Raw genomic sequence first — 12,548 nt, 5'->3', positions numbered from 1 at the left:
GCGAGTCAAACTCAGTAGCAAGGGTCTATGTCGAAGATGCTGTGTTTACAGAGCGAAGCGCGGGGTCCTGGAGCGGCTTAGCGGAGCCAGGCTTAAGCGCTGCGCGGCTCTTCCACCTCGTCGATCATGGCTCCGAGCGCAGGGCTGATCCACTCGCGCAAGCCACCCGCCACGCGGGTGAGCGAGCGCACGGCAAGCGCTTCGCGGGCTGCCAGTGCCTGCATCTCGGCGCCTTCGAGCACGCTCAAGGCAGTCGCCCAAGCGTCCGCCAACATGGCGCTGGCGTGCAGCACGCTGACGCTGAGAGCGTGTTCGACCGGTGCTCCGCTGCGCGGGTCGATCGTGTGCCGTCCGCGTACGTAGTCGCCCGAGGTGGCGACGGCCATCTGGTGCAGCGCCACCCGCAGGGGAGGAATGTCCCGCACCGGTGTTTCCAGATCCACCCACCACGGATCGCCGTCAGGGCGCAGTCCCAGCCCGAGGAGCTCTCCGCCGACTTCCACCAGTGCGTGCCGGCAGCCCTGCTGGCGCAGCGTGGCGCCGATGGCATCGACGGCGAAGCCTTTGGCGATGCCCGAGAAGTCCAGCTGAACGCTACCGTGCTGCCGCAGCCGCTTCGTCTCCGGATCGTACGCCAGGAGCGCCGAGCCGACGACGGTGCGGGCATGCTCTATTTGCGATGCCTGGGGCGCACCTGCGACCCGCTCCGGGCCAAAGCCCCACAGGTTCACGAGCGCGCCGATCGCCGGATCGAAGGCGCTGCCGCTGCGCTCGGCTACGGTGAGCGCGGCCTCGTACACGGTGGCGAAGTCGGGCGGCAACGTGAACCAGGACCCGCCGCTCGCACGATTGAAGCGGCCCAGCAGCGAGTCCGCGCGCCAGTGGCTCATCTGCGCCAGGATCGCCTCGAGCCGTTCCTCGATCGCCGCCTGCAAGGCTGCGCGATCGAAGACAAGAGGCGCCGCGAGCCGCACGTGCCAGGTCGTGCCCATCGTCTCGCCGCCGAGGTCGACGACCGGCGCATGGGCGCGCCAGCCGTCGAGCGCGGCCGGGGCGAGTTCGAGCGGGACGGCGAGGCGCAAGGCTTAGGGCGCGACGACTTCCAGCGTCGTGGTGAAGCTCAGCCGCCGCTCGGTGGCGCGTGGCTCGCTCGTCTTGTTGTCAGTCACGTTGGCATTGAGCCAGTACATGCCCGGGACCGGCCACTTGACATGGAGCACGCCGTCAGCACCGGTCTTCAGCTCCTGCGCGTCTTCGGATTCACGGAACTTCTTGCTGCCGGGCACGACGCCGACGGTGATGCCGGCTGCCGGCTTGCCGTCGACCAGAAAGCGGAACTGGCCCTCCTCATCCGACGAAAGCGCGCCTGGCTTGGTGATCGGCTGGAACTCCAGGCCCTTGCCGGTGACCTTGTAGGCGTTCTCGGTCGGCGCATCGGCGGTGACGTATACATAGTTGCGCGCGATCGTCTCGGTCAGCTTGATGTCGGTGGCGTCGGCGGGGATCTCGGCCGCGGTGGCGACGAACTTCATCGGCGCGCCGTCCGGACCACCAGGGCCCATGCCGCCCGGACCCACGCCCCCGGGAGCCATGCCACCCGGACGCTCACCCCGCGGCGGCGCGCCAGCGGGGCGGGGCGCACCCGGTCCGCCCGCACCGCCTGCTCCGCCGAACTGGCCGCCGTTACGACCGCGGCTGCCGACGCGCCACGTCTCGCCATCGACCTTGAAAGTGCCCATCAGGCCGCTGCGCTCGGTGCCGATGACCCAGGTGCCCGGCTTGTCGATCTTGACGTCGAAGGTGGAGCGGTAGCGCAGCGTGGCTGCATTCTCGACCTTGGCCTCGGTGCCGTCAGGCGCCCAGACCTTCACTTGCGCCGGGTCGATCGGGAAGTGATCGGCGTAGAACAGGTCGTTGGAGACCGCTCCGTCCACGGTGACGTACTCGCTGGTCCCGGCGAGGGTGGTGGTGGACGGCAGCAGCCACTGGCGGTGAGCCCAGGCGGGCGAGGACAGGCCGGTGGCCAGAAGAGCGGCGGCGATCAGGGCGTGACGAGTGCGCATGATGGATCCTTGTAGGAAGAGATGCAGATGTTTCAGCGAACGGTGACGGCGCCCAGCTCGGTCTTGCCCGAGGCGGCGCCGCGGCCCTTGGGAAGCGTGATCGGCACCGAGACGAGCTCGCGTCCGCCGGTTTCGCGCGCGGCCTCCACCTTCAGCACGTACTGACCGGCGGGCAGGTTGCCGGGGATGGGGATCTGGTAGGTGCCGGGCGATCGCGTAGCGCCGCTCACGCCATCGGCGGGCAGCTTGAGCGAGCGGCCACCCTTGCGCCACCAGCTGCGCAGGTCGGAAAGCCACTTGGTGCCCGGTTCGCGTCCGCCCTTCTTGACGTCGTACCAGACGAATATCGTCTTCGCCTCGCCACCGGCAGCCGGCTCCAGCCAGCCCACGACATAGGGCTTGTGGTATTCGGCGACGTCGACGCGCGGCACGGTGATGCTGACGGTCGCAGCGGCGGCAGGCATCGCCACCGTACCTGCGACCAGCAAGGGAAGGGAGGGCAGGACCTTGTTCATCTGAGGCGAACCTTTACGTTAATGGATGAAGAAGACGGCAACGATGACGGGTATGGCGAGGCTGAGGCCGACCAGCGGCCAGGTCGCCGGGCGATGCTTGGAATGGAGCTGGAGCAGGACCAGCCCGGTGATCGTGAAAACTAGGCAGGCGACCGCAAACACGTCGATGAACCAGAACCATGCCGAGCCGGTGTTGCGCCCCTTGTGCAGGTCGTTGACGTAGGAAATCCAACCTCGCTCGGTGCGCTCCGCGCTGACCGCGCCCGTCGTGCGGTCGATGCTGACCCAGGCATCGCGGCCGGGGCCGGGCATGGCGACGTAGACTTCGCCTTCGTCCGACCAGTCCGCGGCAAAGCCCGCAGGGTCGAGTGGCACCACTTTGGCCACGGCCGCGGCAACGCGGTCGGGCAGGGGGGCATGGCTGTCGCCCGGCTTGGGCAGGCTTTCTACCAAGGCCATCGGCAGCCGGCCGTTGCTCTGCGTGACCACCGGTTCGGCGGCGATCGAAGCTGCGTGGTTCAGCGTTAGTCCGGTCACGGAGAACAGCAGCATCGCCGCCAGCGAGATCGCCGCGCTGATCCAGTGCCAGGTGTGCAGCTGCTTCAGCCAGAAGGTGCGCACCTTGCGGCTCTTGCGCGGCGCTGCCAGCGTGCGGGCGGGCTGCGTCGCGCTGCGCGGGGCTGCTGCAGGCTCGGCGAGTTCGACGGCTTCCAACGTGCGCGACTTTCCACTGGAATGAAACATGGAGCGATGGAACCGTCCCGTGGGAGACCGGGGGCCAGAGGCTCCATTAGCTCTGGACGGAACGGTCCTTAGTGCCTATGCGAATGACTCGCAATAGCTTGGTTGTTGCGTTCGAGAAGGAGCTTTCATGGCGACGCTTGCATCGGCACGAATGATACCACAGGCTGCACCGACGCCGGTCACGCGCGGTGAGGTGGTCTCGCTTGCCGACGTGCGAGAGGCTGCGATGGGCGGGCCCGCGTATGAGCGCGGCGTGTACCGCCCGTCGCGGCGGTCCGGGCCCGTCGCCTTCCTCGCATCGGCCGGCGTCCTGCTTGCCATCGGTGCCGCGCTCGCAACGCTCAACATCGTAGCCCAGCACAAGGAACAGGCGCACCTGACGGTCGTCTCGATGAAGGAGCTGGAGACCACGCCGCCGCCACCGCCTCCCGCCCAGAAACTCGACGCGCCGGTTCGGCAGCCGCAGCAGGCCTTTGTGCCGCAGCCGAAGATCCAGCTTCCCTCGCCTGGGCCGACCCAGGTGACACTGGACCTGCCGCCGCCCGCACAACCGCCTGCCACCGTCGCACCCGTGATCGCGGCGCCCGCCGCTCCAGCCGCAGCGCCTGCTGCTCCAGCGCCGAGCGCGCCCATCGACGGCGGTGATCTGGCAAGCCAGGTGATCTCGGCCAAGCCGCCGGCCTACCCCATCGATGCGCGCCGGCAGAAGGTGCAAGGCACGGTCAAGCTGCGCCTCCTGGTCGGGCCAGACGGGCGCGTCTCCGATATCCAGATCGCGGTCAGCAGTGGCAGCCAGCTGCTCGACAATGCCGCGCTCGTTGCGGTGAAGCGCTGGCGCTGGGCGCCGCAGAAGGTCAACGGCGCAGCCGTGGCCGTACGCGGGATCGTCAGCATCCCGTTCGTGCTCAAGGCCTGATCTTGCGCGCTGAGGCACGATTTATTGTGAGCTGAGCGCGCATCTCTGCATCCAATTGCGTCAGCGGGCATTTCCCCTGCCGCAAGCCAAAAAGATGCACGGAGCACACTTGAGCCTTCTTCCCGATCGCCTCGAGAGCGGCAGACCCTACCCGCTCGGCGCCACCTTTGATGGTCTTGGCGTCAACTTCGCCATCTTCTCCGCGCATGCTGAAAAAATCGAGCTGTGCCTGTTCGATCCCGCGGGCAAGCGCGAGGTCGGGCGCTTCGCCTTGCCCGAGTGCACCGACGAGGTGTGGCACGGCTATCTCCCGAACGCGCGACCAGGGTTGACCTACGGCTATCGCGCCTATGGTCCTTACGAGCCGGAACAGGGTCACCGCTTCAATCCCAACAAGCTGCTGCTCGATCCCTATGCCCGGCGGCTGGCCGGCAACATCCGCTGGAACGACGTGCTGCACGCCTATCCCTTGCGCAGCCGCCGCGCCGACCTCGGCTTCGACAAACGCGACTCTGCGCCCGCGATGCCCAAGGCAGTAGTGACGCACGATTTCTTCGACTGGTCGGAAGATCGCCGCCCCAACACGCCCTGGTCCGAGACGGTGATCTACGAGGCCCATGCCAAGGGCCTGACCAAGCTGCTGGAGGAAGCGCCGCCGCAGGAGCGCGGCACCTTTGCCGGCCTCGCCCACCCCAAGGTCATCGACCACTTGAAGCGCCTGGGCGTCACCGCGCTGGAGCTGCTGCCAATCCATGCCTTCACGCAGGACCGCTTCCTGCAGGAGAAGGGCCTGCGCAATTATTGGGGTTACAACACTCTCAACTTTTTCACGCCCGAACCCAGCTACTTCGCCGACGAGTCCACGCAGGACGAGCTGCGTGTCGCGGTGCGCCGCCTGCACGCTGCGGGGATCGAGGTGATCCTCGACGTCGTCTACAATCATAGCTGCGAGGGCTCGGAGCTGGGCCCGACGCTCAGCTGGCGCGGGCTCGATAACGCGACCTATTACCGCCTGCTGCCCGACGACAAGCGCTATTGCCTGAATGACACCGGCACCGGCAACACCTTCAACCTGACGCATCCGCGTGTGATCCAGATGGTAGCGGACTCGCTGCGGCATTGGGCCACATCGTACGGCATCGACGGCTTCCGCTTCGACCTGGGGCTGACCCTGGGGCGGACCGACTACGGCTTCGATCCCAATGCCGCCTTCTTCCACGTGCTGCGCCAGGATCCGATCCTCGGGCGGCTGAAGCTCATTACCGAGCCGTGGGACGTGGGCATGGGCGGTTATCAGCTGGGCAACTTCCCGCCCGGGTTCGCCGAGTGGAACGACAAGTTCCGCGACACCACCCGCCGCTTCTGGCGCGGCGACGCGGGAACGCGCGCCGATCTGGCGGCGCGGCTCTCGGGCTCGGGCGACTTGTTCGACCGGCGAGCGCGGCGGCCCTGGGCGAGCGTCAACTTCCTCACCAGCCATGACGGCTTTACGCTGGCCGACCTGGTCTCCTACGAAGAGCGCCACAACGAGGCGAACGGCGAGGACAATCGCGACGGTCACGACAACAATCTCTCACGCAACTGGGGCGCCGAAGGTCCGACCGAGGATCAGGGCATCAAGGAAACCCGGGCCAAGGTCCAGCGCTCGATGCTGACGACGCTGCTCGCATCGCTGGGCACGCCGATGCTGGTGGCGGGCGACGAGTTCGGACGCACCCAGGGGGGCAACAACAATGCCTACTGCCAGGACAACGCGATCAGCTGGATGGACTGGTCGCTGCTCGACAGCGAGGAAGGCGCTGCGCTCAACGCCTTCACGTCGCGGCTGATCGCCCTGCGCAAGCAGTACGAGGTTCTGCGCAGCGAGGTGTTCCTCTACGGCCAAGACTCACCGGGTGAGGGCATCAACGATGTCGAGTGGTGGGACGAGCGCGGCCAGCAACTGTCCCCGGAGGACTGGCAGAACCCCGAAGGCCGCGCGCTCTCGATGCGCCGAGCGACACGCCTGGAGGATGGCTCGGTGGAGGCGATCAACCTGCTGCTCAACGCCAGTGATGACCCCGTCTCCTTCACGCTCACGACCGCCGTTGCCGCCCGAACCCTGCTGGTCGACAGCTCTCGCCCCGATGTGGCCGACAAGGAGATCGGCGGCGAGTACACGCTCGCCTCGCACAGCGCGGCGCTGATCCGCTCCGTCTCGGAGTTCGCGCAGTGACGAAGTGGTGGGGGCCACGCAAGGCCGCTCCGGGCTTGTGGCACTTCCAACTCTGGGCTCCTGCGCAGACCGCGCCGAAGCTGGAGATCGAGGGGCGGCCGCCGGTCGTTCTCACCGCGCGAGACCATGGTGTGTTCGAGGCCGAAGTGCCGGCGGCGCCAGGTGCGCGCTATCGCTTCGTGCTGGACGACGGGCTCGCCGTGCCCGACCCGGCCTCGCGCGCGCAGAGCGGCGGGGTGCACGGCTGGAGCGTCTTGGTCGATGCCGAGCCGTTTGCGTGGGAGCACGCCGATTGGCGCGGGCGTCCGTGGGAAGAGACGATTGTGCAGGAGCTGCACGTCGGCGTTCTTGGCGGCTTCAGCGGTGTCGTGCAGGAGTTGGAGCGGATCGCCGCGCTCGGCATCACCGCGGTCGAGCTGATGCCGATCAACGCCTTTTCCGGCACCCGCAACTGGGGCTACGATGGCGTCCTGCCCTTCGCTCCGGCCGAAAGCTATGGCACGCCAGACGAGTTGCGCGCATTGGTCGACACCGCGCATGGCCTGGGGCTGATGGTGTTCCTGGACGTCGTCTACAACCACTTCGGCCCTGACGGTAATTACCTTGGCGCCTATGCGCCCGGCTTCTTCCACACGGATGTCGACACGCCATGGGGCGGAGCCGTCGCTGTCGACGAGCCCGCGGTCGCCGCGTTCTTTCGCGAGAACGCGCTGATGTGGCTGACCGACTATCGCTTCGACGGGCTGCGCTTCGATGCGGTGCACGCGATCGGCAATCCCGCGTTCCTGGACAGTCTGGCGCAGGACATCCGTGAGGCCTTGCCGGACCGGCACGTCCATCTGGTGCTGGAGAACGAGCACAACGAAGCCGACCGGCTCGCCCCCGGCCGCTACGACGCGCAGTGGAACGATGACTTCCACAACGTCTTGCACGTCTTGCTGACCGGCGAGACGGACGCCTACTACACCGACTTCGCGGATCGCCCTGCCGAGCGCCTTTCCCGGTGCCTGGCGGACGGCTTCATCTACCAGGGCGAGGCATCCGCGAACCAGGACGGCAAGCACCGCGGCTCGCTGAGCGGGCACTTGCCGCCCAGCAGCTTCGTCGCCTTCCTGCAGAACCACGACCAGGTCGGCAACCGTGCCATGGGCGAGCGGCTGACGCTGCTGACCAGCGCCGACAAGCTGCACGCAGCCACCGCCTTGCTGCTGCTCAGCCCGCAGATCCCTCTGCTGTTCATGGGCGATGAGAGCGGGTCCGAAACCGCGTTCCTGTTCTTCACCGACTTTCATGACGAACTGGCCGATGCCGTTCGCGAAGGGCGGCGCAAGGAGTTCGCCAAGTTCGCAGCCTTCGCCGACGAGGCCGCACGCGCCCGAATTCCCGATCCCAATGCGGAGAGCACCTTTACCGCCTCGCGTCCTCAGCCCGGTCCGGATGCGGGCGAGTGGGAGGCGCTGTACCGCAATCTCATCGCCTTGCGCACGCAGCACATCGTTCCGCGCCTTGTCGGCGCAAAGGCGATCGGCGCGGAGGCGATCGGCGAGGCGGCAGTCACGGCATCATGGACCATGGGCGATGGCGCGGTGCTGACCATCACCATCGATCTGGGCGACCAAGCGGGTGAACTGCCTGAAGCGCCGGGCGAGATCATCCATGCCGAGGGCGGGCGGTTCGTCGCCCGGCTCGCTCCCGCTTGAGCCAGCTGCACGCCCTGGCTGCAGCGGCTGGCGTCGCGCGAACCTGGCAGGATGCCGACGGGCGTGACCAGGTCGTCTCCGATGATGCGCTTGCCGCCGTGCTCGCTGCGCTGGGTTATCAGGCCGATGACGACGACGCGGCAAGCGCCAGTGTGGCCGCGCTCAGCGAAGAGATGAGCCGGCCGCCCGCGTTCCTTTCGGTCGATATCGACGCCCCGCTGGCGCTGCCCGCATCGCTCGCGGCAGCTGAAGCCGCCGAGCTCACGATGGAACAGGGCGAGCGCCGGTCACTGCCGATCGTGCGCGGCGTCCTGCCGCCGATTGCCGAGCCCGGGTATCATCGCTTGCAGATCGGCGAGCACGCACTGGTGCTCGCCGTGGCGCCGCCGCGTTGCCTGCTCCCCGCCGACTTGCCGGGCGTCGCGAGGAAGCGCCTCTGGGGCACCGCCATCCAGATCCCCTCGCTGCATGAGCGCCCCGCACCTTACGGCACCTTCGCCGACTTGCGCGAAGCGGTGCGCCTGTTTGCGGCGCGCGGCGCGGATGCCGTGGCGATCAGCCCGGTCCACGCACTGCTATCTGGCGGGACAAGCTTCTACCCTTACTCCCCCTCGAGCCGGTTGTTCCTCAACGCCATGCTGGTCGATACTTCCACTGCCGACGCAGGATTATCGGACCAGAAGGAGCAGGAACTGATCGACTGGCCGAGTGGCCTCGCGAGCCGGCAGCGCGAACTGCGCCGCGCCTTCGCTGACCTCACGCCCGAGCAGCGGCAGGAGATAGATGCCTGGTCCGAGAGGCAAGGATCTGCTCTTCACCGGCAGGCCGTGTTCGACGCTTTGTCGCTCCACTTGGACGAGAGGGACTGGCGCAAGTGGCCTGCAGACTACGCGCATCCCGAAGCACCGGGCATCGCTGGCTTTGCTACCGAGCAGACAGAAGAAATCGCGTTTCACCTCTTCGCGCAGTGGCTCGCCGAACGCTCGCTGGCGGCGGTGCAGGGCGAGGCGAAGTCGGGCGGCATGGCGATCGGCCTCATCGCCGATCTTGCTGTCGGGATCGACCCGGCGGGTAGCGATGCCTGGGCCTTGCAGGGCACGATGCTGACCGGCCTGACGATCGGCGCTCCGCCCGATCCGCTCGGACCCGACGGGCAGAACTGGGCGCTGACCGGGTTTTCGCCGCAAGACCTGCGGCAAAGCGGCTTTGCGCCGTGGATCGCCACCTTGCGCGCGGCGCTGCGCCACGCTGGCGGCGTGCGGATCGACCATGCGTTCGGTCTCGCCCGCCTGTGGGTGGTGCCGGAGGGCCGACTCGCGAGCGAGGGCGCGTACCTCAGCTATCCCTTCGCCGACATGCTGCGCATCATCGCGCTGGAATCCCACCGCGCGGGTGCCGTCGTCATCGGCGAGGATCTCGGCACGCGCCCACCCGGCTTCGTGGAGCCGGTCACCGACAAGGGCATCCTGGGCATGCGCGTGCTCTGGTTCGAGCGCAACGGGAACGGTTTCGCCCCTGCAGAGGACTTTCCGGCGCAGGCCATCGCCATGACCGGCACGCACGACACCGCGACCGTCGCGGGATGGTGGACCGGCCGCGACATCGGCTGGAACCGCCGCCTCGCACGCGGCAATTGGCACAACGAGGAGACACAACGCATGGCCGACCGCTCGGCACTCTGGTCCGCGATCGGCAGCGGCACGCCGCAGCCCTCCGCCGACACACCCGCGCCGGTCGTGGAAGCGGCCATCGTGCAGATGGGCCGCACGCCCAGCGTGCTCGCGATCATCCCGCTGGAAGACCTGCTCGGCCTGGAGGAGCAGCCCAACTTGCCCGGCACCATCGACGAACATCCCAACTGGCGCCGCCGCCTGTCCGGTCCGCTCGCCGATCTGCTCGCCGAGCCCGCCACGGCGCGCCGCCTGGCGGCCTTGATCGAGGCGCGGCGGGCATGAAGCCGACAGCGACCTACCGCCTGCAACTCCACCAGGATTTCACCTTCGCCGATGCCGAGGCGGTGGTGCCCTACCTCGCCGATCTCGGCGTCAGCCACCTCTATGCCTCACCGATCACTGCGGCGGCGAGCGGATCGACGCACGGCTACGACGTGATCGATCCCACCCGCATCAACCCGGAACTGGGCGGCGAAGCGGGCCTGCTCAGCTTGGTCGCCGCGCTGAAGCGGCACGGGCTGGGGCTGATCATCGACATCGTGCCCAACCACATGGGCGTCGCCGGCGACGAGAACGCCTGGTGGCTGGACGTGCTGGAGCATGGGCAGACCAGCGAGTATGCGCCGGTGTTCGACATCGACTGGCGCGAGCGCGTAGCCCTGCCGGTGCTCGGCACGCCGCTGGACGAGGCGCTGGCCGATGGCGCGATCCAGCTGGTGCGGCATGGCGACCGCTTGGGCGTGCAGCTCTACGGCGGAGCGACCTACCCGATCCGGGCTGACGACCCGGTTCACCAAGCCGATCCGAACGCTGTGTTCTCAGCCGGGGAGATCGCGCAAGTGCTCGATCGCCAGCACTACCGGCTGCTCTACTGGCGTGCGGCAAATGACGAGCTGAACTGGCGGCGCTTCTTCTCGATCAACGAACTGGCCGGCGTGCGGATCGAGGATCCGGCCGTGTTCGAACGCACCCACGCGCTCTACTTCGACTTGTTCCGGCGCGGGCTGATCGACGGCGTGCGCGTGGACCATGTCGATGGCCTCACCGATCCTGCCGGCTACTGCCGCACACTGCGCGCCCGCTTCGACGGTATCGCGTCCGACCGGCCTGCCTATATCGTGGTCGAGAAAATTCTCGCCGGCGACGAGCCTTTCGCCACCGACTGGCAGATCGATGGCACCAGCGGCTACGATTTCATGCGCCAGGTGTCCGAGGTGCTCCACGAGCCTGCCGGTCAGGCACCCCTCGGTCAGCTCTGGGAGGAGATCGGCGGTCGCAGCGCGGCCTTCGAAGACGAGGCGGTGCCCGCGCGGCAGGACTTGCTGGCGTGGCAGTTTGAAGGCCAGCTGGCGGCTTGCGTGGAGAGCTTCTACACTCTGGCGCAGGGCAGCTCCGACCATAGCTGGATCACGCGTGGCATGCTGCGCCGCGCCATCGAGCGGTTGCTCTGGGTTTTTCCGGTCTACCGCACTTACGCGACCGGCCTGGGCGCGCCCGATGCCGATGCGCCGATCCGGGCTTCCGCGCGCGAGGCGGCATTGCCGCTCATGCCGCCGGGCGAAGTGCCGGTGCTGGACGCAGTGCTCGGCTGGCTGGCGGGAAAGGGCGGTGAACCTGCGGCCGACGCCGTGCGGCGCTTCCAGCAACTCTCCGCGCCGATCGCCGCGAAGGGCGTGGAGGACACCGCCTTCTACCGCCACGGCGTGCTCCTCTCGGCCAACGACGTCGGCTTCGAGCCAGAGCACTTCGCCTGCGATCTTGCGCAGTTCCACGCCGAGATGCGCGAGCGTGCCGCGCGCACGCCGCATGCGATGCTCGCCACGGCGACGCACGACCACAAGCGCGGCGAGGATGCGCGTGCCCGGCTGGCGATGCTCAGCGCGGTCCCGGACGTATGGGAGCAGCGGGTCAGGGGTTGGCTTGCCGTCGCAGCCGAGCATGGGCCGCTCGTCGACGCCGGGGACGCCTATCTGCTGTTCCAGACGCTGGTCGGATCCTGGCAGCCTAACGACGCGAGCTTGCTGGAGCGCGTGCATGATTGGCAGCGCAAGGCTCTGCGCGAAGCCAAGCTGCGCTCCTCATGGGAAGCACCCGACGAGGACTACGAGGCGCGCTGCCATGCGCTCGCCACTCTGCTGCTGACGGAGGGAGCCGGCGCCGCCTTCCGCGAGGACTTGGCCGCCTTCATGGACGATCTCTCGGCGCCGGCGCTGGCGAACACATTGGCGCAGACGGCGCTGCACTTCCTGATGCCCGGAGTGCCCGACACCTACCAGGGTTGCGAGCTATTCGACTTCTCGATGGTCGATCCCGACAATCGCCGGCCGGTCGACTACGCCCGCCGCCGTGACCTGCTTGCTGGGGATGACGGGCAGGGCGAGGCTGGCAAGCTGCGCCTCGTCGCCAGGCTGCTCGCGTTGCGCAATGGCAATGCCGCCTTGCGTGATGGTGGCTACGAGCCTGTAGCCGTCGCCGGCGAGCGCGCGGAGCATGTCGTTGCTTTCACCCGTGCGCACGGAGACGAGACGGTAGTCTGCGCCGTCGCAGTGCGGCTCGGCGGCGTGCTGTTCGGCAAGCGGCAGCCGGCGTCCGATGCCGACTGGTGGGGCGACACTCGGATCGAGGCGCAAGGCAGTTCCTGGCTCGCGCGCGATGTGTTCGCGCAAGGCCCGGTCTTCGTGAACTGAGGCGCGCGGCTGCCAGATCGATCCGATACGGTGGA

9 protein-coding genes are annotated in these 12,548 nt (G+C 67.9%); 5 read left to right on the top strand and 4 right to left on the bottom strand.

The window, feature by feature from the left end:
* Positions 1–92 precede the first annotated feature (92 nt).
* The 4 genes from GV044_RS17235 to GV044_RS17220 are packed head-to-tail and all read right to left on the bottom strand — an operon-like array spanning position 93 to position 3,322.
* Positions 93–1,082: an FAD:protein FMN transferase gene (locus GV044_RS17235; RefSeq protein WP_236555056.1), complete on the bottom strand. Its 990-nt coding sequence runs from the start codon at positions 1,080–1,082 to the stop codon at positions 93–95.
* 3 nt (positions 1,083–1,085) lie between these two features.
* A complete protein-coding gene (locus GV044_RS17230) occupies positions 1,086–2,063 on the bottom strand; it encodes a DUF4198 domain-containing protein (protein WP_159873152.1) in 978 nt (325 codons plus the stop codon).
* 32 nt (positions 2,064–2,095) lie between these two features.
* A complete protein-coding gene (locus tag GV044_RS17225) occupies positions 2,096–2,578 on the bottom strand; it encodes a DUF2271 domain-containing protein (protein ID WP_159873150.1) in 483 nt (160 codons plus the stop codon).
* 18 nt (positions 2,579–2,596) lie between these two features.
* Entirely contained in the window at positions 2,597–3,322 is a 726-nt protein-coding gene (locus GV044_RS17220; RefSeq protein ID WP_159873148.1) for a PepSY-associated TM helix domain-containing protein, read from the bottom strand.
* A 127-nt stretch (positions 3,323–3,449) separates the two neighbouring features.
* Between GV044_RS17220 and GV044_RS17215 the strand changes: the two genes are divergently transcribed.
* The 5 genes from GV044_RS17215 to treY all read left to right on the top strand — a co-directional run bounded on the left by GV044_RS17215 (position 3,450) and on the right by treY (position 12,513).
* On the top strand, positions 3,450–4,238 hold the full coding sequence (locus GV044_RS17215; protein WP_159873146.1) for an energy transducer TonB: 789 nt from the start codon (positions 3,450–3,452) through the stop codon (positions 4,236–4,238).
* 109 nt (positions 4,239–4,347) lie between these two features.
* Positions 4,348–6,453: a glycogen debranching protein GlgX gene (gene glgX / locus GV044_RS17210; protein ID WP_236555055.1), complete on the top strand. Its 2,106-nt coding sequence runs from the start codon at positions 4,348–4,350 to the stop codon at positions 6,451–6,453.
* A complete protein-coding gene (treZ, locus tag GV044_RS17205; RefSeq protein WP_159873142.1) occupies positions 6,450–8,153 on the top strand; it encodes a malto-oligosyltrehalose trehalohydrolase in 1,704 nt (567 codons plus the stop codon). Before glgX ends, treZ begins: the two co-directional genes overlap by 4 nt.
* Positions 8,150–10,108, top strand: a complete 1,959-nt coding sequence (malQ, locus tag GV044_RS17200) for a 4-alpha-glucanotransferase (protein WP_159873140.1) — start codon at positions 8,150–8,152, stop codon at positions 10,106–10,108. Before treZ ends, malQ begins: the two co-directional genes overlap by 4 nt.
* Positions 10,105–12,513: a malto-oligosyltrehalose synthase gene (gene treY / locus GV044_RS17195; RefSeq protein ID WP_159873138.1), complete on the top strand. Its 2,409-nt coding sequence runs from the start codon at positions 10,105–10,107 to the stop codon at positions 12,511–12,513. Before malQ ends, treY begins: the two co-directional genes overlap by 4 nt.
* The last annotated feature ends 35 nt before the right edge of the window (positions 12,514–12,548 follow it).

The sequence above is a fragment of the Novosphingobium sp. 9U genome, assembly GCF_902506425.1.
Classification (GTDB): Bacteria; Pseudomonadota; Alphaproteobacteria; order Sphingomonadales; family Sphingomonadaceae; genus Novosphingobium.
The sequence above is the reverse complement of the archived record's forward strand: the minus strand, read 5'-3'. Positions and strand labels throughout refer to the sequence as shown.

Bases quoted from the DNA above. Each gene is read 5' to 3' on its own strand.
- GV044_RS17230 (WP_159873152.1), bottom strand. From the start codon at position 2,063: ATGCGCACTCGTCACGCCCTGATCGCCGCCGCTCTTCTGGCCACCGGC.
- GV044_RS17225 (WP_159873150.1), bottom strand. From the start codon at position 2,578: ATGAACAAGGTCCTGCCCTCCCTTCCCTTGCTGGTCGCAGGTACGGTG.
- GV044_RS17220 (WP_159873148.1), bottom strand. From the start codon at position 3,322: ATGTTTCATTCCAGTGGAAAGTCGCGCACGTTGGAAGCCGTCGAACTC.
- GV044_RS17215 (WP_159873146.1), top strand. From the start codon at position 3,450: ATGGCGACGCTTGCATCGGCACGAATGATACCACAGGCTGCACCGACG.
- treY (WP_159873138.1), top strand. From the start codon at position 10,105: ATGAAGCCGACAGCGACCTACCGCCTGCAACTCCACCAGGATTTCACC.